This window comes from Coleofasciculus sp. H7-2 (assembly GCF_042747725.1).
In the GTDB taxonomy this organism is placed as follows: Bacteria; Cyanobacteriota; Cyanobacteriia; order Cyanobacteriales; family FACHB-T130; genus FACHB-T130.
The window spans coordinates 1-22,239 of sequence record NZ_JBHZGO010000039.1 but is presented as its reverse complement, the minus strand read 5'-3'; the positions used below and the strand labels follow the sequence as shown (position 1 = coordinate 22,239).

The window sequence follows — 22,239 nt, the reverse complement described above, 5'->3', positions numbered from 1 at the left end:
TTGTCCCCGTCACCGGATTGTGGATGAGTTCGATTGGGATTGTTGGTTTAGCCTTGAATCTGCGGGCTTACGACTTTGTTTCCCAGGAACTGCGGGCGGCAGAAGATCCTGAGTTTGAAACGTTCTACACCAAGAATATTCTGCTCAATGAGGGCATCCGGGCTTGGATGGCTCCTCAGGATCAGCCCCACGAGAACTTTATCTTCCCTGAAGAGGTTCTGCCTCGCGGTAACGCACTGTAATGTCAGGAGTGAAATATTGAGTTAATTTTTTCTAACTCAGCATGGGCGGGGCGACCCCGCTCATACAGCACTCCTCATTGAACGATACCCCGCTAGTGGCGGGGTATTTTTTTTTAAGCCAGTCCCTATCCGCTCTAGCGTATGCTATTCTAAATGAAGGGAATGAATCCAAATGCGATCGTTACCCTACTCCTTTTGAGAATTAGACCGTTCAGGCAACAAGGAGGTGATGCCCATGAGTGATAGTAGTAAATTTATGGGTCATCAAATTAGCGTCAACCGGCTGAGCGTCGGAGCTGTTCTCTAAAAGCCAGTTTTAATCCCCTAGTGAGATTAACAAAGGCTGAAAGAGCTAGGCTGGTATTGGAGTTCCTTCCGGCAGTCTGGTGCTAATTTGAAGACCCGCTAGACCGCCCTCACATTGAGTGTAATGGTAATACCAAAACGCTTCCCGTGAGGGCGGATAGTTTTTTGGGGGCTTTTTTTTCGGGAAGGCGATGGCGCAGATACTCAGCGACCCTGGAATTAACGACAGCTATTAAGTTAGACAGGGAGAGAAAAAACGCAGTGTCAGAGGAAATTAAAAGAATTTGGAGAAGCGATCGCCCAGATTAAATAGTTAGTTGCTGCATCTGAACAAGCAAAGCATCATCTAGAGAAATTTCGTACAATAAAGTAACGCTTACACTGACAACAGACGATAGCGATAGGTTGACGGAAAAAGACTTTGATCGGGCGCAAGTCATTTTTAAAGGGGTGACTTAGGTCATCCGAAAAATACCCGAAAAATCTCAATAAGCGCTCTAGTAATCATTTCAGGCGCTAGTGAGGTGGTGGCAGCGTCCGATCTGTGTTACGATGACTTGAAAAATCAAGAAGGATTGTCACTCTTTCTGAAAAAGTGTGTGTGAGGAAAAGAGGAAAGATGGCTAAATTAATGTGGAAATCTCTGCTAGTAAGTCCAGCAGTTTTGGGAGCAGCACTCGTGCTTTCTTCAGCAGCGATCGCGGCTGAAAAGCCCGTAACATCTGAAGTGATTCAACCCCAAACGACTGAGGCAAACCTACCAAAAGTGCAGCCAGTGGCTTTGGTTACTGCACCCCAAGCCCCGGAAGCTAGCTCAGTCCCCGTGTTTTCAGCAACCGCCAAATCAGCCGAAGCGCTGACTACAGTTGAGGTTGAAACGCCAGAACAGTTGGCAGTAGCGCCGATTCAAGATGCAGCAACCGCTAACTCAGCCGAAGCGCTAAAGGTAGAGAAGCTCGATAGCACGTCTGTAACTGTAATGCCAGCAGTAGAGACGCCAGAACAGTTGGCAGCAACGCCCATTCAGGACGCAGCAACCGCCAACTCAGCCGAAGCTCTAGGGGTAGACAACAGCGTGTCGGTTCCGATGGCAGCACCGACAAACTCAACGCTAGCTCAAAGCGCCCCAGCAGCGAATACGGTTGACAGCAACAGTGTTTTAGAACAAATCAACCGCTACAGTCGGGAAGGAAATAATTCCCAAAGCCAAGTCACCAACGTATCCCAACTGTCGGACGTGGAACCAACAGACTGGGCTTACGAAGCACTGCGAAGCCTGGTAGAGCGCTATGGATGTATAGCAGGATATCCGGATGGCACCTATCGGGGCAACCGGGCAATGAGCCGTTATGAATTTGCGGCGGGTTTGAATGCTTGTTTGCTGCAAATAGAGAAATTAATTGCCGCTTCTACAGCAGATTTCGTCACCAAAGAAGATTTATCGACACTGCAACGGCTGATAGATGAATTTGGGGCAGAACTGGCAACCCTGCGGACGCGGGTAGATAACCTGGAAGGACGGACGACATTCCTGGAAAACCATCAGTTCTCGACAACCACCAAACTGGTGGGTGAAGCGATATTCGCAGTCACTGATGGATTTGGGGATAACGACGACGACACCAATCTCGTCTTCGGCGACAGAGTGCGTTTAGACTTGCAAACCAGCTTCACGGGTCGAGATAAGTTGCACACCCGTTTGGCAGCAGGGAACCTCGCCGCTTTCGGCTTTGGTACCCCTACCGCTGGCGGTCCAGTTCCTACGTTTGAGGGAACCCAGACTTTTAACCTCGGCTTCGGCAATGAAAACAACAACAACATTGGCTTAGACTGGCTGGCGTATGAGTTCCCGTTTGGCTCTTCCCAAGTTTACGTTTCAGCCACGGGAGGACGCCATTCCGACTACACCCCTGTGCTGAATCCTTACTTCTATAACGGAGTCAGTGACAGCGGTAGCGGTTCGCTCTCAACCTTTGCTCAGTACAGCCCCATTTATCGCATCGGGGGTGGTGCTGGTGCTGGTCTGAGACTGGGTGTGGGCAGGGCACCGATTCTCGGCCCTACTTCCTTAACTGTGGGTTACTTGGCAGATAATGATTCCGCGAATAACCCAGGCAGCGATTTTGGTCTGTTCAACGGGGACTATTCGGCGTTGGCGCAGCTCAATTTTACCGTTAGCGATCGCTTCGGCTTGGCTGCAACCTACGTCCACGGCTACCATAATTCAGGCAACCCGATATTCGATATCGGTCGCGGAGAGGGTGTAGTCGGTAATGCCTTGGCTAATAATCCAGGAGACATCGGTGCCTTAATAGGTTTACCTTCATCTCCAGTGGTAAGTAACTCCTACGGATTACAAGGTGCCTTCCGATTGGGTGACAGAGTTTCACTCAGTGGCTTTGTCTCTTATAGCGACGTCAGAGTCATTGGCGACGGGGATGGTGAAATCTGGAGCTATGGAGTTGGGGTAGCCTTCCCAGACCTAGGTAAGCGAGGTAACGTTTTGGGTATCTTCGCTGGTGCCCAACCATATCTTGGAAGTCTCGAACTTGACGGTACTCGGGTTCCAGTCGATAAAGATCGAGGATACCACGTTGAAGCTTTCTACAAGTACCAGCTGACTGAAAACATTTCAGTGACTCCCGGCGTCATCTGGCTGACGGGTGTCAACCAGCAGGAGGGCGACGACTCCTATATCGGTACGCTCAGAACTACGTTCAGCTTCTAGGGACACAAAGTTTAGGCGACTGGGTTAATCCAACTTGCCCAATATTGTGAAATGAAATCAGTAAAGCCTCGCTCAATGCGGGGCTTTTTTGTATGATTTATTACCTAATGCCATTTCTGGGCTGTGGTAGGATGACTTGAAAAATTAAGAAGGATGTCAATCTTTCTGAAAAGGTGTGTGTGAGGAAAAGAGGAAAGATGGCTAAATTTATCTGGAAATCGCTGGTATTCAGCCCAGCAGTTTTGGGGGCAGCACTGGTGGTTTCATCGGCAGCGATCGCCGCCCAAACGCCTGCTGCTAAAGAAGTGATTCAGCCCCAAACGGTAGAGGCAAATCTACCAGAATTGCAGCCAGTAGCGATCGCTACTGCGCCAGAAACCCCAACAGTCAGCTCAATCCCTGTGTTTTCAGCAACCGCTGAGAAGTCAGAGTCAGGGCAGAAAGTTGCTGCGACAGAAGCGCCAGAACAGTTGGCAGTCGCACCCAGCCAGGATGCAGCAACCGCCGACTCAGCTCAAGCACTAGGGGTAGAAACGATTGAAGGCACATCTGTGCCAGTGATGCCAGCAGCCGACTCAACGCTAGCTCAAACCATGCCAGCAGCAAATACGGTTGGCAACAACAGCGTTTTAGAACAAATCAATCGCTACAGTCAGGAAGGAAATAATTCCCAAAGCCAAGTCACCAACGTATCCCAACTGTCGGACGTGGAACCAACAGACTGGGCTTACGAAGCACTGCGAAGCCTGGTAGAGCGCTATGGATGTATAGCAGGATATCCGGATGGCACCTATCGGGGCAACCGGGCAATGAGCCGTTATGAATTTGCGGCTGGTTTGAACGCTTGTTTGCTGCAAATAGAGAAATTAATTGCCGCTTCTACAGCCGATTTCGTCACCAAAGAAGATTTATCGACACTGCAACGGCTGATAGATGAATTTGGGGCAGAACTGGCAACCCTACGGACGCGGGTAGATAACCTGGAAGGGCGGACGACATTCCTGGAAAACCATCAGTTCTCGACAACCACCAAATTGGTGGGTGAAGCGATCTTCGCAGTCACGGACGAGTTTAGCGATCGCGAGGACACCAATACCATTTTTGGCGACAGGGTTCGTTTAGACTTCCAAACCAGCTTCACGGGTCGAGACACCTTGCACACCCGTCTGGCTGCTGGTAACACTACACCTTTTCGACCTGAGGGTTCATTCGAGGGAGCCCAGACCTTTGACCTCAACCCCGGTGGCAACAACGATATCTTTCTAGACTGGCTGGCTTATGAGTTCCCCTTTGGCAGCTCAAAAGTTTACCTAGCCGCTGCGGGAGGAATTCATGCCGACTACGTTCCCGTCCTCAACCCTTACTTTTATGACGGAGACGGAGGTACAGCCGCACTTTCGTTATTTGCTCAGCAGAGTCCCATCTATCGCATCGGTGGCGGTGCCGGTATCGGGATCAGACTCGGTGTAGGCAGGGCACCGATTCTCGGTCCCACTTCATTAACAGTGGGTTATCTGGCAGATAATGCGAATAACCCTGCTGAGAAGCTTGGTCTGTTCGGCGGGGACTATTCTGCCCTCGCTCAACTCAACTTTACCGTTAGCGATCGCTTGGGCTTAGCTGCAACCTACGTCCACGGCTACCATAACCGGGGTGACGGTATTTTCGACCTTGGTGGAAGTCCTCGCACGGTTGGTAATAGCCCGATAACAGGTACTCGCGGGGCTAACGATCCAACTCTGGCAACTGGAACAGGCGCTCGGTTTCCATTAGTACTGGCTAGGGATACCGCAATGATCACTAACTCCTATGGTCTTGAGGCTGCCTTGCGACTGAGCGACAGATTCTCCCTGAGCGGCTTTGTTGGTAAGACTGATATTAGCGCCGTTAAAAATAGTACCAGAGGCGATGTCTGGTACTACGGATTAGGTGTGGCTTTCCCAGATTTGGGTAAGCGGGGGAATATCCTAGGGATTTTTGCGGGTGTAGAACCCTACTTGGCAGGTCTTGAAGTTCAAGGCGAACCCGTAGGAATTAAGAACGATCTCTCCTATCACCTGGAAGGATTCTACAAGTACCAGCTGACGGATAACATCTCTATAACTCCCGGCATCATCTGGATTACTGCTCCCAACCAAAACGACGATAACGATGATGCCGTTATTGGCACGCTCAGAACGACGTTCAGCTTCTAGGGAGACGGAAGTAGTAGTCTGCACATTGCGAGGACAGATGGTAAGGGGTAAGAGGTCATTACTCCCTCTGCCCCTCTTATCCCTTGATCCCCTGCTCCCAGCTTTTCTGTAGTAAATTTTGCGAACCCGGTTATGCCCCGTATGAGCGGGGCTTTTTTGTTGACGAATGCTTAAACCAGCAAACTCCGGTGGAGAACCGGGGTATACTGGAATTGACGATCCCTCACACTCGATCTCAAGCTTGTGGAACTTTCCTGTAAAACAGAATATGCGCTTTTGGCTCTGTTAGAGCTAGCGTGTCACTACAACGACAACGAACCATTACAAATTCGGCAGATTGCGGCTCAACAAAATATCCCCGATCGATATTTAGAACAGCTGCTGGCGACATTGAGGCGTGGTGGTTTAGTGCGTAGCCAACGCGGAGCAAAGGGAGGCTATTTGCTGGCACGGGAACCCTGGAAAATTACGCTCTTAGAAGTGGTGAGTTGCCTGGAAGGATTGGATGTCAAACCCTCTGAGAGCGACAACACTTCCAAAACGGTAGAAAGTGGCGTGGTAGAGGAAATCTGGCAGGAAGTGCATCAAACAGCCAATTCGGTCTTGCAAGGATACACACTCCAAGATTTAGCAGAGAAACGGGATTCTAGGCGTCAGCTAGACATCATGTATTACATCTAAAAATTGAAACCTAAAAATTAAAAATGAAGTATGCTTCTTTGAATTTTTAGTTTTGCATCTTTTAATGATTGATGTTGACTTCTGACTCCTCATAACCAAGAAAAAAACTAAAATCTATGCGGATTGCTCAAAACATTACAGAATTAATCGGTCGGACGCCTTTAGTACAGTTGAACCGCATTCCCCAAGAAGAAGGCTGTTTGGCTCGGATTGTGGTGAAATTGGAGGGCATGAACCCAGCTGCCTCGGTCAAAGACCGCATTGGGGTGAGTATGATTAATGCGGCAGAAGAACAGGGGTTGATCCACCCAGGCAAAACAATCTTAGTGGAACCGACTTCTGGAAATACTGGGATTGCTCTAGCGATGGCGGCAGCAGCCAAGGGCTATCGGCTGATCTTGACGATGCCAGACACGATGAGTACAGAACGACGGGCGATGCTGCGGGCTTATGGAGCAGACCTGGAACTGACCCCCGGCATTGAGGGGATGAGCCGCTGCATTCGTAGGGCGCAGGAGATTGTTGACAGCACGCCTAATGCTTATATGCTGCAACAGTTTAGCAATCCAGCCAACGTCCAGATTCACCGGGAAACCACGGCTCTAGAAATCTGGGAGGATACAGATGGGCAGGTGGATATCCTGGTAGCTGGAGTGGGCACTGGCGGCACGCTGACGGGTGTGGCAGAGGTGATTAAAGCACGGAAACCGGGTTTTAAAGCGATCGCTGTCGAACCCATCAGTAGCTCAGTGTTGTCGGGCGGACGCCCTGGTCCCCATAAAATTCAGGGCATCGGTGCTGGGTTTATTCCCCAAGTGCTGAAAGTTGAGCTGATTGATGAGGTGATCGCGGTGACAGATGATGATGCGATCGCTTACGGTCGTCGTCTTGCTCGTGAAGAAGGACTGCTTTCCGGCATTTCTACGGGTGCTGCCCTCTGCGCTGCCATCAAGGTCGCTCAGCGCCCCGAAAATGAGGGGCGATTGATTGTCATGATTCAGCCCAGCTTTGGAGAACGCTATTTAAGTACGCCCCTGTTTCAAGATCCAGAACCGCGAGTGCCAGCTGTCCTGGGTTGACGTTACAGTAACTGTTAGTCGTCATTAGTTCAAAGGTCATGAGTCATCAGTCATCAGCAACCACTAATGACTGATGACTGATGACTGATGACAAAAAGCTATTTCCATGACAGATTCCACTCACTACGACACCCTTGATGTTAGTCCCGCAGCGACTCCGGTACAAATCAAGCAAGCCTACCGGCGTCTAGTGAAGCTGTTTCATCCAGACGGTAATCGCGAAACAGCTAACCACGAGCAAATTGTCCGGATTAATGCTGCTTACGAAGTATTGGGCGACCCTCAACAGCGGCAGTCTTACGACCAGATGCTGCTCAAACGCCTGAGACACGAGCAATCGGTTAGCAATCATTCGTCGCAACAAGCCGAATCATCAGCAACTTATGCTTCAGCGCGATCGCAGCGACAACAGCAAGCCGACACCGAAAAACGATACTACGCGCACCGACAGACAGCACTAGATGCCGACGAGCAACTGGAGCAATGGCTCAAGACAGTCTATGTGCCGGTCAATCGCCTGATCTGTCGCATTCTCAACCCTCTGGCAGAGCAACTAGACCAACTCTCAGCCGATCCTTTTGATGATGAACTGATGGAACAATTTCAGGCTTACCTGAAAGAGTGTCGCCACTATCTCAAACAAGCTCAGATGGCTTTTCGTTCTTTGCCTAATCCAGCCAATGTTGCTGGCGCAGCAGTTCACCTTTACTACTGTCTCAATCAAGTAGCAGATGGCATTGAAGAGTTAGAGCTTTTTACGCTCAACTATGATGAAGGCTACCTGCACACAGGTCAAGAACTTTTTAGAATTGCCACTGGTTTACGCTGCGAAGCGCAATACGCCGTCAAAGACATTGCTTAACAATTAAAAATTTAAAATTGAACAATTCTAGGACTTACGCATTGACAGGAAATATCAAATATGAGGTACGGGTTTGGGGCATTCAAACTTCATTTTTCGACGATTAAATAGCGATCGCTATTTATCTGAAGTTAATCCCCAAAAGCCTGAAACAACAGAATTTAGTTAATACACATAATGGTAAATTTGTACAGTGCGTAAGTCCTAAATTCCTCAATTTTTAATTTTTAATTGTTTATCTGGGCTTCCAACTCATCACATCTGTCCAAGGAGCTTTTTTAACTGTAAAGTCACAAGACAAAATGTGAATAACGGAATTGCCCGTCTCACCAGTAGACCTCAATAGATGCAGCACCAGCATCAGAGAAAATTGCAGTGTATTATCAGTACCAGAGAGTTTTTTGAGCTTGGATGGATCGAAAAGGGGAGCTGAGATTTTCAAAACATCGGTTTGTGAGTCGCGCTGGAGAACCTCTTCAACAGTTAATTTTTCTTTGAGAGTTTTTCCAGCTCCAATGAAGCTAAAAACTTGATGCTGGGAGAGATCCAGGATCATGCTGGGCGTTAGGCGAATCACTCGCCGCGATCGCCCATCAAAATCTGTCAGCGAACTGCGATCCCAGTCTACGTCAATTGAATGATCCGGGGATTGATTGTCAATCTGGATCGATAGTTGGCGCAGCTGATCTAGTTGGTATCGCTTTTCCAGTTTAAATTGGATATCGACGCGATCTTTTAGGTTTTGTGCTTCCAGTTGTCCATTCAAGGATTCCCCATCAAGATGGACAATCACTTGATTTCTATCTACCGATTTAAAGACTCGGTATAAAACGTAAGTGACACAGATGATATAGACAGTCAAAATTAATAAGTTGCGGTCATCCAAAATTAGTAATTGGTAATTGGTAATTGGTAATTGGTAATTGGTAATTAGGGAAAGTGTTAAATTATATATTTTACTTCTTGAACCAAAAAATATTATACTTCAAAAGTAAAAAAATAAAACCAAAACTTTTGTCTCCCATTACTTCTTAGCAAAGAATTACAGGTTATAAGAAAAGTAACTTATGAAAATAAGATTAATCATCCTTAATTGTGGAAAAATTTTCAAACCAGCCACGCTGCCAGAAAAAGTAGATTAAACCAGATGCGATCGCTATCATCAATACCAAGCAAAGCGGATAGCCTAAATACCAATTTAGTTCTGGCATATTGAATGGGGATTTTTCTGTATTAAAGTTCATGCCGTAGATTCCAGCAACAAAAGTGAGGGGGATAAAAATACTGGAAATTACAGTCAAAAGCTTCATAACTTCATTCATTCTGTTACCAACCGAGGACATATAAACATCCATTAAACCAGAGGATAGTTCTCGATATGTTTCCACCATATCCATGACTTGAACTGCATGATCGTAACAGTCTCTTAGGTAAATTCGCACCTCTTCACAAATCAGAGGACTGCCATCTCGAATTAGGGAATTTATAGCATCTCGCTGGGGCCAAATAGCGCGACGGAGTGCCAACAAGTCGCGCCTAACTTGATAGATTTTCTCTAAAGTCTTGCGTGTGGGATTGGCGATAACTTCTTCCTCTAAGTCTTCAATTCGCTCACCATAAACTTCCAGCACCGGAAAAAAGCCATCGATAATTGAATCTAACAGCGTGTAAGCTAAATAATCGGCACCGCGCTTGCGGATAGTGCCCTTATTGTGGCGAATGCGATCGCGCACAGGTGTAAAGCAATCCCGGAGTGGTTCCTCCTGCACAGTGAGCAAATAGTGTTTCCCTACCACAAAACTAACTTGTTCGCTGTAAAATCCATTACCCCTTTCCTTGGGCATCACCATCTGAGTAATAATCACCAGATAATCTTGATGATCTTCCACTTTCGGACGCTGCGGCACATTTACTATATCTTCCAGGACAAGTGGATGTAAATGAAAAACCTGTCCCAATTCTCGCAGAGTGTCTTCACTACCTAAGCCCAGAACATCCACCCAAGAAACTGACTCGGTATCTAAATAAGGCGTACAATCTGACGGTGATTGAATTGGCACGCAGGTGCGATTTGCCTCGTTGTAGTCAATTAAGACAATCTTAGGCGCAGGTGCGTTTAGCGCAAATCTTAGAGTCCCCGGCAAAGTACCGGGTTTATCGTAAAAGTAATCAAACAACGAATCCTCTTTATCATCTTTATTGGGTTGCTTGACTGGAGGAGATTGGGGGCGTCTTTGTGTCATCTGCATTTACCTAATTGTTAATTATCTGATTTCGAGACTTTCCTATTCTAAAGCGTTGCCATGCGCTCTCTTCGCTTTAGGCGCGAAGTACAAGGGAGAAAAGATAAAAGAAGAGTTCATGAATGAAATAGGATTGCTATTTTGCTATTTTATTGATTCCATCTGAATTAATGTCCTTAAGACTCTTATTTTAAATTTTGGTAATTTTCGAGAAATCCAGCTTTTGCATTTTTGACGATATTTTCCCAAACTTAGAATAAAATTGAAGTAACTATTCATCTGTTTTAGTAAACTCTCCTCTATGCAGAAATTTTAAAGTTTCTGCTTATTCAACATTTAATGTGGCAACCTTGAAATCAAAAAGACAAACGTCGTTAAATTTTAACCTGGAATTTTTCAATACTGTATCACTTCACCCATCAGCAATGCCAACAAAAAAGCAGCTTGTCGTTTGAGACAAGCTGCTTTTCTTTCAGCCACAAAGGCGGGCTTTGTTTTTGTAGCCCCAGGTTTCAACCTGTGAGCGCTGTGGGCGCGAACAAGGGACTACATCATGCCGCCCATGCCACCCATGCCGCCCATGCCACCCATGCCACCCATGCCACCCATGCCACCCATGCCGCCCATGCCGCCCATATCGGGGGCACCAGCTCCTTTCTTCTCAGGCTTCTCGACAACCAGGGCTTCAGTGGTCAACACCATCCCGGCAATCGAACCGGCATTTTGCAACGCCGAACGCACAACTTTCGCGGGGTCGATAATCCCAGCAGCGATCAGGTCTTCAAAGGTGTCGGTAGCTGCGTTGTAACCGATATTCAAATCAGTCTCGCGCACCTTCTCGACAATGACAGAGCCTTCGACACCGGCATTATCTGCCATCTGACGCAGGGGAGCTTCTAGTGATTTGCCCACAATGTCAGCACCGACTTTTTCTTCGGCATCCAGGCTATTTTTGATCTCGGAGATTTTCTTGCTCAGGTAAATCAGCGTCGCGCCACCGCCAGGAACGATACCTTCTTCCACAGCGGCTTTGGTAGCGTTGAGGGCGTCTTCAATCCGCAGCTTGCGGTCTTTGAGTTCGGTTTCGGTCGCCGCACCCACCTTGATGACGGCGATACCACCGGCAAGCTTAGCAATTCGCTCTTGCAGCTTTTCTTTGTCGTAGTCGGAATCAGTTGCTTCTAGCTGCTTGCGAATTTGGGCAATCCGCTTTTGCACATCTGCCGTCTTTGCATCACCAGCGACAATGGTAGTGTTTTCTTTATCAATGGTGATTTTACGAGCGGTTCCTAGCATCTCCAGGGAGACGGTATCTAGGCTCAAACCAACTTCTTCTGAGATGAGCTGACCGCCGGTGAGAACGGCGATATCTTGCAGCATTGCTTTGCGGCGTTCGCCAAATCCAGGCGCTTTGATAGCGGCTACATTCAGTACGCCCCGCGCTTTGTTTACCACCAAAGTTGCCAAAGCTTCCCCTTCGATGTCTTCGGCAATAATCAGCAAAGCTTGACCGGAACGGGCAACTTTTTCCAAGACGGGAATCAAATCCTGGATGGAGTTGATTTTCTTATCCGTCATCAATATCCGGACGTTTTCATATTCCACCACCATCCGTTCGGCGTCGGTGATGAAGTAGGGGGAAATGTAGCCGCGATCGATCTGCATCCCCTCGACGACTTCCAGATCCGTTGCCATCGATTTGGATTCTTCAACGGTGATCACACCGTCTTTGGTGACTTTATCCATCGCTTCGGCAATCATTTTGCCGACTTCTTCATCGTTACCAGCGGAGACGGTTGCCACTTGCGCGATCGCACTGCCTTCCACTGGCTTGGCTACCGCTGCAATTTCCTCCACCAAGCGGGCAATCGTTTTTTCGATTCCCCGCCGCAGACTAACTGGGTTCGCCCCAGCCGCTACGTTCTTCAAACCCTCACGAATCATCGCTTGAGCCAGAACCGTTGCCGTAGTCGTGCCATCACCAGCGATATCCTTGGTTTTTGACGCTACTTCCTGAATTAGTCTAGCGCCCGTATTTTCTAAGGGGTCTTCTAATTCAATTTCCTTGGCAACGGTGATCCCATCGTTCACAATCTGGGGTGCGCCAAACTTCTTCTCCAGAAGGACATTCCGTCCCTTCGGCCCCAGCGTAATCTTAACGGCGTCTGCCAGGGCATTTACTCCCCGCTCCAGTGCCCGCCGCGATTCGTCATTAAATGCAATTAACTTCGCCATATTCGGTTTCAAGAGCGCTTCCGATCTTCCAATTTAGCACTCTCTGGTGATGAGTGCTAATGTCTTGGGTGTTTCAAAAGACGAGAGGGCGATCGCGAAGCGCAGAAAAAGTCAGGTCGGCGCAACGCGCCGACCTGTGGTTCGCTCGTTTGTTCGGTGCAGCACTACATAGGCTGATTCACAGCCCCAACATCTAATGTTTAACCTGAATTGGAGACTCACACAAGCGATCGCTCTATCTCCCAGCAGCGGCAAATTATCCTCATTCACCGCTGCAATTTAGATTTAGCTGCAAAATTCTGTCTCTAAGGAATTACTTCACTGAGTGCTGCATGGATCGTCTCATCACTAACACCATGACGTTTCAGGCTAGCAATCAGTGCAGAGACAGTATCACCCTCTAATCGCTCAAGATCGGCTCGAAGTCCCTGACCAATGTAAGCACGAACTAAAGGCTGATAGCCAGAAAATCCCAGTAATGGCGCTACTCGCTTCAAATCTTCAATGACATCTTCGGGAATGCGAATGGTAATTGTCGTCATCGGACGATTTTTATTTAATCGCTTTTTTAGTGCCTCAGCTTTCATAATATTCACGTTCCTTGCGTGTTGCTTTGCGAGCTGAAATAATCCGTATCGTGTCGTTTTCACGCTCAATGTAGACAACGTACAAAAGATTCCACCGTCGATCTAAGCCAATGATGGCATCTCTTTCCTCATTATTGTCGCTGGCATCAACTACAACTAGAAACGGATCGAAGAAGACTTCTGCGGCTTGCTGAAAGGTTACGCCGTCATGGTTACTGGGATTTATCCGTGCCTTCTTCTCGTTCCAGACAAAGGTGACACCATTAAGCACGAAATAGACATCCATACCTCACAGTGTAGGCGAATGTATTTACATTATCAATACGTTTTATTAGGACTTACGCAAGAACTCTCTGAAACTCTTATTCCTTCGTGTCTTGAAGCGTCCTTCGCAGTTCGTTTTTCCATAACTTTGCGTAAGTCCTGTTTATAAAAAGCGGTGGCTGCAATTTGGCTCAATCTCAAACGCTCTTAGCCTCAAATTACTGTTTCTAAATATACTTTTGTGCGGATGAGAGCTGCATTTGAGATTCGATACAGTTTTCAGTAGTTGAGCAGCATGGGGCGATCGCACTTGGGTTGGTACGGTGCTGGAGGCACAAGAGTTAGAGCCGTTGGGGTCATTTAATTCCCAGACTGAGGCAAAAAAGAACGTTACTTAGGCAAAAGGACGACAAGGAGAGTGACGATTCGTCGCTTTCTCTGCGTCCGGAGGAACGTGCTGTCTTAGGCATCCTTGAGGAGTATCTGATGCGGGAGAACAAGCTAGACAAAGCATCCTGAATGCGATCGCTCCAGGCAGTAGCCTTTCTCCCCCAAATAAAGATGAATTGCCTTACTTTGTGTAATCAGTATTAAGCTCAACGCGCAGCACTCTTGGAGGCATTAAGATACAAAATTGATTCAAAAGTATCATCCAAAATCCTTTTGAATAACTTTTTGTAACGAAAATGCCGATTTTTTGATATTTTAAGCGGATCAGATCCATTAGCGGTTAACGAGCTATTTTTTGCCGCTACCTAATTGACAAAGGAGTATATTCATGCAACGAAAAAAGAAAACATCAGCGCGGATGACGGGTTGCCGTCAAGTTCCCCATATCTGTCCTATCTGCTGTATCGTTCCTCCTCATATGCTCAAGGAGGTACTCCAGAATGGCAACGCCGAGCAGCGGGCGTGGGCTTTTCAAACCTTAACCGTGTCAGAACAGTTTCGGGGACGGCGCTTGACGGTGGGGAATATCTCGTTCGCAGTGTCAGCGGGTGAGAAGCGTCGCACCATCTTTGATGCCAAAAATGGCAACGACCTACCAGGCACCTTGGTGCGTAGTGAAGGCGATCCTCCCAGCGGCGATCCCGCGATTGACGAAGCCTACGACGGATCGGGTGCGACTTATGACTTGTACGATCAGGTGTTTGAGCGGAATTCCATCGACGGTCGGGGACTGCGTTTGGACTCGACGGTTCATTTTGGCGTGAAGTATGACAACGCTTTTTGGAACGGCGACCAAATGGTCTACGGTGATGGGGATGGAGAGATTTTTGAACGCTTCACAAAGGCAATTGATGTGATTGGGCACGAGCTAACCCACGGCGTCACCCAATATGAAGCCAATCTGATCTATTACAGCGAATCCGGCGCACTGAATGAATCTTTTTCTGATGTTTTTGGTTCCCTGGTGAAACAGCGGGTTCTCAATCAGACAGCCCAGGAAGCTGACTGGATTATCGGGGAAGGTTTGTTTACCCCCAGCATTAAGGGTGTAGGCATTCGCTCAATGAAGGCACCAGGGACAGCATACGACGACCCAGTGCTAGGCAAAGACCCCCAGCCTGCGACTTATCAAAACCGCTACAAAGGTCTGGAAGATAACGGCGGCGTGCATATCAACTCAGGAATTGGCAACCGTGCCTTTTATTTAGCAGCGGTGGAAATTGGCGGCTACGCCTGGGAAAAGGCAGGGAAAATCTGGTATATTGCTTTACGCGATCGCCTGCGCTCTAGAGCGAATTTTAAACGGGCAGCGAATACTCTCATTACTGTCGCCGGAGAACTTTACGGCGAAGGCTCTAAGGAGCAGAATGCAGTCCGCAAAGGTTGGAAAGAAGTGGGAGTGATTTAAATTAAAAATTAAAAATGCTTGCATTAAAAATGAAGAATTGCCTCTTCCATTTTTAATGCAAGCATTTTACTTTCTGCGTGCGGCTGCCATCAGCCATTCCAGCAGCGGTCTTAAGGTTCCAGGTACGGCGGCTTCACTCACCAAGACCGTATGTTGCTGAGTGTTTTCTTCCACCGTTACCTTGTAGTGAAAGCGGTCGGGCTGGGGAGTGTTGGAAGTGATGGTGGCAGGCAAATCAAAGAAATCAGCTGCGTCAACGAGGAGGCGCAGCTGATTTGCTTCGTTTGCAGGCAGAGTGGTAGTGTCAAGGACTTTTGTCAGGCGCATCCCAGCAAAGCCGCCAGTCCGTTCAAAAGAAATTCGCATAGTTTCCGTCGCGGGGAGCAAGACTAACTCCATAGTAAGCAGTTATGGATGTTGCTCTTTGTCTGCCTCTGTTTTTTCCACTCAGTCCGCGAGTACGCCACTACGCTCACAGTCCTCTGTCGCTATGCCATCACCATGCCGCCGTCTACATTGAGCGTTTGACCCGTGATATACGCCGCAGCAGGATCGGCGGCTAAGAATCGAACTAAACCAGCAACCTCCTCTGGCTGACCGTAACGACCGAGGGGAATGAATTTTAAGATTTCCTCTGATTTGAGATTGCTAGTCATGTCAGTGGCGATAAATCCAGGGGCAACAGCATTCACCGTGATGCCGCGAGTGGCGAGTTCTTTAGCGACGGTTTTAGTAAATCCAATTACTCCCGCTTTGGCAGCGCTGTAGTTTGCCTGACCGGGGTTGCCCATCTGACCGGCAACGGATGAGATATTAATAATGCGCCCTGAGCGTTGCTTCAGCATCACCTTACTGATGGCTCGCGTACACAAAAAGACGCCAGTGAGGTTAAGGTCAATGACGGCTTGCCAATCTTCCGGCTTCATCCGCAACAACAGGGTATCGCGGGTAATTCCAGCATTATTAACCAACACATCAACGCGCTTCCACTTCTCCATCACGGTGTTCAGGAGGGCGTCTACTTGATCGGCTTTGGATACGTCTGCTTGGAGGGCAGTAGCGCTACCGCCTGCTGCCGTAATTTCACTCACGACTTCTTCGGCTGCCCCACTAGAACTGGCATAGTTAATCGCTACATTGGCTCCCTCAGATGCCAATTCTAGGGCGATCGCTCGACCAATTCCTCGTGAAGCGCCGGTAACGATGGCAACCTGTCCGCGTAATCTTTGCTGGCTCTCTGGCAATGCTTCCATCAATAAATTCCTCTCGATCCGTCTACTTATATGAGCGCGGTTGAATAACCGCGCTAACAATCTTAGGTCGATTCGTACCTCGGACTGAACGAATCAATACTCCAAAAGATTACGATTGTCGTGAAAGACCAGAAAACACTTTGATCAAATGGCGACTAAAAAGCAGTTCAACAATTTCCAAGAGTTACTGTCTGGTTCTGAAAAGCCAGTCTTGGTGGATTTTTACGCGACTTGGTGCGGTCCCTGTCAGATGATGGTTCCGATTCTGGAGCAGGTAAGTGCCCAGATGAACGAACGGTTACAGGTTGTAAAAGTTGATACGGATAAATATCCAAACTTGGCGAGCGAATATCAAATTCACGCCCTGCCAACGCTGGTTTTATTTAAAAATAGTCAGGTAGTGGAGCGCATTGAGGGTGTGGTGCCAGCCCCACAACTCATTCAACGTCTACAAGCGTTGGTTTAAGGCTACATCTTGCACCATTCTCAACAAGCCGCCAATCCCGCCCGGAACTCAAGTTCCGGGCTAATAGAATCAAGTCCACTAAAGTGGACTGCAATTCTTCCCAGTCCACTTTAGTGGACTTGATCCTATTAGCCAGGGGTTTGAACCCCTGGCGGGTTAATGCGATAGGTGCAAGATGTGAGTTTAAGGCTACATCGGGATAGGCAGTATCTGGGTGTAACAAATAGCTCTCTGGCGACATCCGGAGCTGCTGACTTAAGCGGACGCGAATATGTACGGGAAATCATATCTTGCAGCCTTCTCGCGTCAGCTGCTTTCGCCAGCCCGGAAATTGACTTCCGGGCTAATATCTAAACTCGGTGAGGATCTAGTGCATCTGGGAGAAGTGCTGCTTCGGGTTGCTGCGATAAAGAGCGATCGCTATCCTATTAGAAGACTTTCCCGACTCCAACACAGGTTGCCTAGTCTTGAGGAGTGCCTGGAGCAATGCTCGATTCTTGAGAACTATTGGGAGGAGCCACCACAACACCTTTATCCCCACGTTGCTCCCGTTTTTTTCGATCCGCTTTTAGCACATCTTCCATAGCCAGCTGCATTTGAGCCATTTTTTCCAAATTGCTGCGATACAGCTCTAAGTCTTTGAGTAATTTATCTTCTGGCAGGTTTAAGGCATTACAGATTTGCTTAAGCGCCTCAATCCGCTGCTTTTCGTCTTTTACCAGATCGGCGTCTGCCACTTCTAGCAGCGTAAATAAACCAATTGCAAACAAACGGCTGTACTTAAACGGAGGATTGTTAGCGAAGGCCTGCACAGCGATCGCGTGCAAGTCATCAGCGCCGTGACTAGGAGCCGTTGGGTTTAACCAGGCAACGATTTCCTTCCCACCCAGACGCATGGCTAATTCTTCCAGCCGCTGGGCATCCTGCTTGTACTGTTGCGGCTCGTTCCCGACTGCTTGACAGAGAGCATCAAAAATCGGTTCTTTATCTCGTTCTGGTCGATAGCCTTGCATGAAGCGGTTAAAGGATGTCACCACGCCCAATGCATAAATGGGGTCGTAGCGAAAGTCCACATTGACCGAAAGCAAGTGCATTTCCACCATCAACTCTTCTACCACCCGCCGGTAGATGGAGTTAATGGGACGGGTGTGTAGGGTATAGAAAGTTCTTTTGGTGTCTGATACAGTGCGGACGTTATTCACCGGAAAATTTTAAGTTTGAGGGCGATGTAAACTCATTGTCACAGCTTTTGGACACCTTTGCCAAGGCAATGTCTTGTAGAGACTCCCGGCGATACAATGCCGGGGATCGCAAAAATTAGTCATTGATAATTGGCAAAAGGGTATTGGCAATTAGAGAAACGCCTTCCTTATCCTAAATTCCGATTACTGATTACCCATTATCGATTAGCCATTCCCTATGACTTTTTCTCCTGAACTAACACTCCTGGCTAAATATATGGCTGGGGAATTTGAGAATCGAGAACAAGCGACAAGAGAACCCGCTTGGTACGTAAACCTCCGCCTTTGGCTGCGACCCGTACCGCTGTTTGCAGAAGATAGCCTCACCCTGTTTGCAGAGCAAGCGAACATCCTGCAACTGGATCGCCCCTATCGTCCTAGGATTCTGCGCCTGCGCCAAAGCGACACCACCGAAGCCTCGCTGATGGTGCAATACTATATGCTCAAAGATCCCGATCGGGTAAGGGGTGCCGGTCAAAATCCAGCGTTGCTGAAGACGCTTACACCGGAACAGATGGAACTTCTTCCCGGCTGCACCCTCGCCGTCACTCAGCAATCCTTAGCCCAAAATACCTATAACTTTTCTACCGCACCCGCGACTGATGCCCGCTGCTGCTTTACCTATCAAGGAGAAACTTACCAGGTTTCTCTGGGGTTTGAGGCTCGGCATCTAGAATTTAAAAGCTATGACAAGGGAATTGACCCCCAAACAGGCAGAGCCATCTGGGGGGCACTGCTTGGCCCCTATATTTTTACTAAGCGGGAAGATTTTTCCGCTGAGCTAGCGATTTGAAGTCAATTGTCATCAATCAAGGACGATTGACTTATTAATGACTCATGACTGGTTTAGCTGACCATGCTGCGGGGCACCCCTTCAAGAGCCTCTTCTTCGGTTTCAAAAATTTCAAACACCGAATCCATCATGGTGACTTCAAACACGAGTTTTGCCTCTGGATGGACGTTACAAATGCGGAAAGAGCCTTTTACTTTGTCAGCATCTCGCATTCCTGCCACCAAGGATGTTAGACCAGAGCTGTCAATAAAATTAACTTGACCGAGATTCACAACTACGTGGCGACTGAGTTTGGAAATACATTCCTGCAACTTCAGGCGAAACTGCCATGCGGTTGTAATATCCAGGCGTCCAGTGGGGGCTAAGACGATGACTGTCGTCCCGTCTTGAGTCGTATGTGTTCTCTGATCGATATGAATCACCAAGACCTCCTTGCTCCGGAAGCTCCGTCTATATTTAATATCTAGAGAGGAGCCGCATTTAAGTACGATTGCTCCCATGATTTGAGCTTTCAGTAGTCTAACTCTAACTTAGATATTAGGACTACCAAAAATTCAGTTCGCCTAATCTTAAAGCAAAGCTTTAAAAAAATTACATCAAATTCGGCTTCTATCTGACTGGATTCGAGCGATCGCCCACTCAGAATAGCACTTAGGGTCATACAGGTAGAAGATTCCCATCTTGGTCACAAACCTGCTTCAGTATCCGGGAAACAGGGGTCGCCTCCTCTTCTAGGGGAGAAGATGGTTCCACGGGCATCCGGGTGGTTGAAGCAGTCGTTACAGTTCTCGTAAATTTCCAATACTGAATCCATCATGGTGATTTCCAGCACCACCTTGGCGGCTGGAAGCAGATTGCAAAGGCGGAAACTCCCGTTTACCTTGTCCGCATCTCGCATCCCTGCCACCAATGAGGTGAGTCCAGAACTATCAATGAAATCCACTCTCCCAAGATTCACGACCACATGACGACTGAATGTATAAAGACACTCCTGTAACTTCACGCGAAATTGCCAAGCTGTGGTGGTATCCAGCCGTCCTGTTAGTGTCAAAACGATAATCGTCGTGCCGTTTTGGGTCGTGTATGTTTTCTGGTCGATGTGAAGCACGGACACTCACCTCAGAGATGGGCAAGTATATCAACCGGGTGCGACGACGGGATTTTTCCCGTAGTCTAACTCAGACCGGGGATTCAGATGGAGGTGTCCAGTTCGCCCAATCTTGTGGCTTTAAGAAAGTTTCATAAAGCTCGGCTTCTGGGGTGTTCGGTTCGGGTTGATAGCCATATTCCCAGCGAACCAGAGGCGGTAAAGACATCAAAATTGACTCGGTGCGTCCGTTCGTCTGAAGACCAAAAATGGTGCCCCGGTCGTAGACGAGGTTAAATTCCACATAGCGACCGCGACGATATAGCTGAAAATTCCGCTGGCGATCGCTATATTCAATTTTCTGACAACGCTCGACAATCGGAACATAAGCCGGTAAAAATGCCTGACCGCAATTCTGCACAAAGGCGAATAAATCTTCCCAGTTGCGCGGGTCTGGCGTACCCACTTGGTTGCTGTAAACAGCCGCTGGCCCCTCGGCGTGCGGGCCGCGATACAAAGCTCCCTGACCATCTTGATAGTCAAAAAAGAGTCCTCCAACGCCCCGCGTTTCTTGCCGGTGCTTCAGATAAAAATATTCATCGCACCAGAGTTTAAAGGTGGGGTAGTACTCTGGGTGATGGGCATCGCAGACTTGCTTCAAAGTGCGGTGAAAATGGGCGACATCTTCCGCAAACGGGTAGTAAGGGGTTAAATCGATCCCGCCGCCAAACCACCAAACTGGCCCTGCCTCAAAGTAGCGATAATTGAGGTGAACTGTCGGGACGTAGGGATTGCGCGGATGCAACACCATTGAGGTGCCAGTAGCATAAAAGCCGTGCCCAGCCGCCTCCGGGCGTTGCGCCAGAATCGACGGAGGTAACTGTTGACCCCAGACTTCAGAAAAATTAACGCCACCCTGTTCAAAAACTGCGCCCTCGCGGAGTACGCGGGAACGACCGCCACCGCCTTCCTCTCGTTCCCAGGCATCTTGTTGAAATTTCCCAACTCCATCTAGTTGTTCCAAACCTTCACAGATTTGGTCTTGCAGCTGCTGCATAAACTGGCTGACCCTAGCTTTCGAGTCATCTGGGGGCAGAACCTTAGCAGAAGTAGTTACGTCCGTCTGAAAAGCTGTCATAATCTCAAGTCAATATTGTTCACAAAAGCGATTGGGAAAGGCAAAAGGTATTGGATTGTATAAATCGGGATGGGAGTTCGCCTGAATTTACCCAGGATACAGGCTTGGTAAGCGCGCGATCGCTTATGCAGCGTCTGCTCGCTTTTCGGGGTGAGGGTGAGCCGCTTTTATAGTGTCAAAGCACTCAACTCTATGCGATCGCAGGGGAACTTACAGCCTATCTTAAATCGGGTCTGCCTGAACCCAAGCAGCATAGTTGAATAAAGCCTCTACAGGCTACTCTCGAAATATCCTACAGGGGGATGCTACCTGTTGATCCCTTGGATTAAAGTAATAAGTTCCCTTAAAGACTCGCTGTGGGGAGGAGTGTTGTGATTCTCAATTTTTCCTTAAAGTTTATCGCTGGTCGAGAGGGTTTTTCCTTTAAGTTTTCCCTAGTTCGGACTTACCGCGCCGTTAGTTCTGCTTCGGTAGATGTCCTGTGGCAAAAATTAATCAATCTCGGCGATGTATCATGGCATCCTCTACTTGCCAGCACCAATGTCCCCAGCGGGTTGATTGCCAAACCGGGACTGATTTACAAGGTAGTCACGCGCTGGCTGCCAATTCCCATTCGGGTTTTTGTTGAGCGCGTCCGTCCCTGTGAGTTACTCAGTGTGAGAATGCTGGCAATCCCAGGAGTTGAGAAACGGGTGACGTACCAGGTAGAATCCACGGTCTGCGGCACGTATGTATCTTATTCAGTGACGTTGCGCGGTTGGTTGTCACCTTTAATTTGGTGGATGATTGGCTCTTACTCAGCCCGTGTTGCCACTGAATTAGCCCAAGCTGCCGAACAGGTTTACAAGCTCAAGGGGCGTTGCTGAATGAAGTATGAATTACGCAAATGCTGGTATCGATTGGTGTTTCAAGTAGTGAAGTAGCAATCTAATAGAGTGTTTCAGCATTTCTTCTGACTTCGAGTAACACAACGTTTTTCGA

Annotated in this window: 23 protein-coding genes and 1 pseudogene; 11 read left to right on the top strand and 13 right to left on the bottom strand. The window is 48.2% G+C overall.

Features of this window, described 5'->3' with window-relative positions; genetic code table 11:
• The 7 genes from ACFW2W_RS09790 to ACFW2W_RS09760 all read left to right on the top strand — a co-directional run.
• The coding region (locus ACFW2W_RS09790) for a photosystem II protein D2 (protein ID WP_378176732.1) at positions 1 to 242 on the top strand (242 nt) is incomplete at its 5' end.
• Between the two features lie 660 nt (positions 243 to 902).
• Positions 903 to 1,007: a 4a-hydroxytetrahydrobiopterin dehydratase gene (locus ACFW2W_RS09785; RefSeq protein ID WP_378176735.1), complete on the top strand. Its 105-nt coding sequence runs from the start codon at positions 903 to 905 to the stop codon at positions 1,005 to 1,007.
• A gap of 160 nt (positions 1,008 to 1,167) precedes the next feature.
• Positions 1,168 to 3,276: an iron uptake porin gene (locus tag ACFW2W_RS09780; protein ID WP_378176730.1), complete on the top strand. Its 2,109-nt coding sequence runs from the start codon at positions 1,168 to 1,170 to the stop codon at positions 3,274 to 3,276.
• 197 nt (positions 3,277 to 3,473) lie between these two features.
• Positions 3,474 to 5,471, top strand: coding sequence for an iron uptake porin (locus ACFW2W_RS09775; RefSeq protein WP_378176727.1), 1,998 nt, complete (start codon positions 3,474 to 3,476; stop codon positions 5,469 to 5,471).
• Positions 5,472 to 5,714: 243 nt separating this feature from the next.
• The gene (locus tag ACFW2W_RS09770; protein ID WP_378176724.1) at positions 5,715 to 6,152 is read left to right on the top strand and encodes an RrF2 family transcriptional regulator; all 438 of its coding nucleotides are present in this window, start codon (positions 5,715 to 5,717) and stop codon (positions 6,150 to 6,152) included.
• Positions 6,153 to 6,268: 116 nt separating this feature from the next.
• Positions 6,269 to 7,231 (top strand): cysteine synthase A, encoded by a 963-nt coding sequence (gene cysK, locus ACFW2W_RS09765; protein WP_378176721.1) that lies wholly within the window; start codon positions 6,269 to 6,271, stop codon positions 7,229 to 7,231.
• Between the two features lie 106 nt (positions 7,232 to 7,337).
• On the top strand, positions 7,338 to 8,093 hold the full coding sequence (locus ACFW2W_RS09760) for a J domain-containing protein (protein WP_378176718.1): 756 nt from the start codon (positions 7,338 to 7,340) through the stop codon (positions 8,091 to 8,093).
• 235 nt (positions 8,094 to 8,328) lie between these two features.
• Here the strand turns inward: ACFW2W_RS09760 and ACFW2W_RS09755 are convergent, their stop codons facing one another.
• The 6 genes from ACFW2W_RS09755 to ACFW2W_RS09730 form a co-directional block, all read right to left on the bottom strand.
• Entirely contained in the window at positions 8,329 to 8,979 is a 651-nt protein-coding gene (locus ACFW2W_RS09755; protein ID WP_378176715.1) for a hypothetical protein, read from the bottom strand.
• Between the two features lie 193 nt (positions 8,980 to 9,172).
• Entirely contained in the window at positions 9,173 to 10,336 is a 1,164-nt protein-coding gene (gene corA / locus ACFW2W_RS09750; protein ID WP_378176712.1) for a magnesium/cobalt transporter CorA, read from the bottom strand.
• Positions 10,337 to 10,882: 546 nt separating this feature from the next.
• Positions 10,883 to 12,571 (bottom strand): chaperonin GroEL, encoded by a 1,689-nt coding sequence (gene groL, locus ACFW2W_RS09745; RefSeq protein WP_378176709.1) that lies wholly within the window; start codon positions 12,569 to 12,571, stop codon positions 10,883 to 10,885.
• Positions 12,572 to 12,682: 111 nt separating this feature from the next.
• On the bottom strand, positions 12,683 to 12,841 hold the full coding sequence (locus ACFW2W_RS09740) for a hypothetical protein (protein ID WP_378176706.1): 159 nt from the start codon (positions 12,839 to 12,841) through the stop codon (positions 12,683 to 12,685).
• Between the two features lie 35 nt (positions 12,842 to 12,876).
• Entirely contained in the window at positions 12,877 to 13,158 is a 282-nt protein-coding gene (locus ACFW2W_RS09735) for a hypothetical protein (RefSeq protein ID WP_378176703.1), read from the bottom strand.
• The gene (locus tag ACFW2W_RS09730; protein WP_378176701.1) at positions 13,148 to 13,444 is read right to left on the bottom strand and encodes a BrnT family toxin; all 297 of its coding nucleotides are present in this window, start codon (positions 13,442 to 13,444) and stop codon (positions 13,148 to 13,150) included. The genes ACFW2W_RS09735 and ACFW2W_RS09730 overlap by 11 nt, the downstream gene beginning before the upstream one ends.
• A gap of 756 nt (positions 13,445 to 14,200) precedes the next feature.
• Between ACFW2W_RS09730 and ACFW2W_RS09725 the strand changes: the two genes are divergently transcribed.
• Positions 14,201 to 15,280 carry a M4 family metallopeptidase gene (locus ACFW2W_RS09725; RefSeq protein ID WP_378176698.1) on the top strand — a complete coding sequence of 360 codons (1,080 nt, stop codon included), beginning with the start codon at positions 14,201 to 14,203 and terminating at the stop codon, positions 15,278 to 15,280.
• A gap of 66 nt (positions 15,281 to 15,346) precedes the next feature.
• Here ACFW2W_RS09725 and ACFW2W_RS09720 read toward each other — a convergent pair whose 3' ends face one another.
• Positions 15,347 to 15,646, bottom strand: coding sequence for a protealysin inhibitor emfourin (locus ACFW2W_RS09720; protein ID WP_378176695.1), 300 nt, complete (start codon positions 15,644 to 15,646; stop codon positions 15,347 to 15,349).
• Positions 15,647 to 15,768: 122 nt separating this feature from the next.
• Positions 15,769 to 16,533, bottom strand: a complete 765-nt coding sequence (gene fabG / locus ACFW2W_RS09715) for a 3-oxoacyl-[acyl-carrier-protein] reductase (RefSeq protein ID WP_378176692.1) — start codon at positions 16,531 to 16,533, stop codon at positions 15,769 to 15,771.
• Positions 16,534 to 16,681: 148 nt separating this feature from the next.
• On the opposite strand from fabG, the gene trxA reads away from it, so the two are divergent.
• Complete coding sequence (gene trxA, locus ACFW2W_RS09710) at positions 16,682 to 16,999, top strand: thioredoxin (protein WP_378176689.1); 318 nt, start codon at positions 16,682 to 16,684, stop codon at positions 16,997 to 16,999.
• Between the two features lie 461 nt (positions 17,000 to 17,460).
• Here trxA and psb29 read toward each other — a convergent pair whose 3' ends face one another.
• The gene (psb29, locus tag ACFW2W_RS09705; protein WP_378176686.1) at positions 17,461 to 18,201 is read right to left on the bottom strand and encodes a photosystem II biogenesis protein Psp29; all 741 of its coding nucleotides are present in this window, start codon (positions 18,199 to 18,201) and stop codon (positions 17,461 to 17,463) included.
• Positions 18,202 to 18,418: 217 nt separating this feature from the next.
• On the opposite strand from psb29, the gene ACFW2W_RS09700 reads away from it, so the two are divergent.
• Positions 18,419 to 19,033 carry a chromophore lyase CpcT/CpeT gene (locus ACFW2W_RS09700; RefSeq protein WP_378176683.1) on the top strand — a complete coding sequence of 205 codons (615 nt, stop codon included), beginning with the start codon at positions 18,419 to 18,421 and terminating at the stop codon, positions 19,031 to 19,033.
• A gap of 53 nt (positions 19,034 to 19,086) precedes the next feature.
• On the opposite strand, the gene ACFW2W_RS09695 is transcribed toward ACFW2W_RS09700, so the two are convergent.
• The 3 genes from ACFW2W_RS09695 to hemF form a co-directional block, all read right to left on the bottom strand.
• The gene (locus ACFW2W_RS09695) at positions 19,087 to 19,455 is read right to left on the bottom strand and encodes an STAS domain-containing protein (protein ID WP_190411700.1); all 369 of its coding nucleotides are present in this window, start codon (positions 19,453 to 19,455) and stop codon (positions 19,087 to 19,089) included.
• A 263-nt stretch (positions 19,456 to 19,718) separates the two neighbouring features.
• Positions 19,719 to 20,141, bottom strand: coding sequence for an STAS domain-containing protein (locus ACFW2W_RS09690; RefSeq protein WP_378176679.1), 423 nt, complete (start codon positions 20,139 to 20,141; stop codon positions 19,719 to 19,721).
• A 70-nt stretch (positions 20,142 to 20,211) separates the two neighbouring features.
• On the bottom strand, positions 20,212 to 21,258 hold the full coding sequence (gene hemF / locus ACFW2W_RS09685) for an oxygen-dependent coproporphyrinogen oxidase (protein ID WP_378176675.1): 1,047 nt from the start codon (positions 21,256 to 21,258) through the stop codon (positions 20,212 to 20,214).
• Between the two features lie 371 nt (positions 21,259 to 21,629).
• On the opposite strand from hemF, the gene ACFW2W_RS09680 reads away from it, so the two are divergent.
• Positions 21,630 to 22,124 carry an SRPBCC family protein gene (locus ACFW2W_RS09680; protein ID WP_378176672.1) on the top strand — a complete coding sequence of 165 codons (495 nt, stop codon included), beginning with the start codon at positions 21,630 to 21,632 and terminating at the stop codon, positions 22,122 to 22,124.
• A gap of 12 nt (positions 22,125 to 22,136) precedes the next feature.
• On the opposite strand, the pseudogene ACFW2W_RS09675 reads toward ACFW2W_RS09680, so the two are convergent.
• Positions 22,137 to 22,239: pseudogene (locus ACFW2W_RS09675) on the bottom strand (IS1 family transposase); the annotation flags it as partial.

Bases quoted from the DNA above. Each gene is read 5' to 3' on its own strand.
- hemF (WP_378176675.1), bottom strand. From the start codon at position 21,258: ATGACAGCTTTTCAGACGGACGTAACTACTTCTGCTAAGGTTCTGCCC.
- ACFW2W_RS09735 (WP_378176703.1), bottom strand. From the start codon at position 13,158: ATGAAAGCTGAGGCACTAAAAAAGCGATTAAATAAAAATCGTCCGATG.
- ACFW2W_RS09775 (WP_378176727.1), top strand. From the start codon at position 3,474: ATGGCTAAATTTATCTGGAAATCGCTGGTATTCAGCCCAGCAGTTTTG.
- corA (WP_378176712.1), bottom strand. From the start codon at position 10,336: ATGACACAAAGACGCCCCCAATCTCCTCCAGTCAAGCAACCCAATAAA.
- groL (WP_378176709.1), bottom strand. From the start codon at position 12,571: ATGGCGAAGTTAATTGCATTTAATGACGAATCGCGGCGGGCACTGGAG.
- ACFW2W_RS09720 (WP_378176695.1), bottom strand. From the start codon at position 15,646: ATGCGAATTTCTTTTGAACGGACTGGCGGCTTTGCTGGGATGCGCCTG.
- ACFW2W_RS09700 (WP_378176683.1), top strand. From the start codon at position 18,419: ATGACTTTTTCTCCTGAACTAACACTCCTGGCTAAATATATGGCTGGG.
- ACFW2W_RS09780 (WP_378176730.1), top strand. From the start codon at position 1,168: ATGGCTAAATTAATGTGGAAATCTCTGCTAGTAAGTCCAGCAGTTTTG.
- ACFW2W_RS09730 (WP_378176701.1), bottom strand. From the start codon at position 13,444: ATGGATGTCTATTTCGTGCTTAATGGTGTCACCTTTGTCTGGAACGAG.
- cysK (WP_378176721.1), top strand. From the start codon at position 6,269: ATGCGGATTGCTCAAAACATTACAGAATTAATCGGTCGGACGCCTTTA.
- ACFW2W_RS09725 (WP_378176698.1), top strand. From the start codon at position 14,201: ATGCAACGAAAAAAGAAAACATCAGCGCGGATGACGGGTTGCCGTCAA.
- fabG (WP_378176692.1), bottom strand. From the start codon at position 16,533: ATGGAAGCATTGCCAGAGAGCCAGCAAAGATTACGCGGACAGGTTGCC.
- trxA (WP_378176689.1), top strand. From the start codon at position 16,682: ATGGCGACTAAAAAGCAGTTCAACAATTTCCAAGAGTTACTGTCTGGT.
- ACFW2W_RS09760 (WP_378176718.1), top strand. From the start codon at position 7,338: ATGACAGATTCCACTCACTACGACACCCTTGATGTTAGTCCCGCAGCG.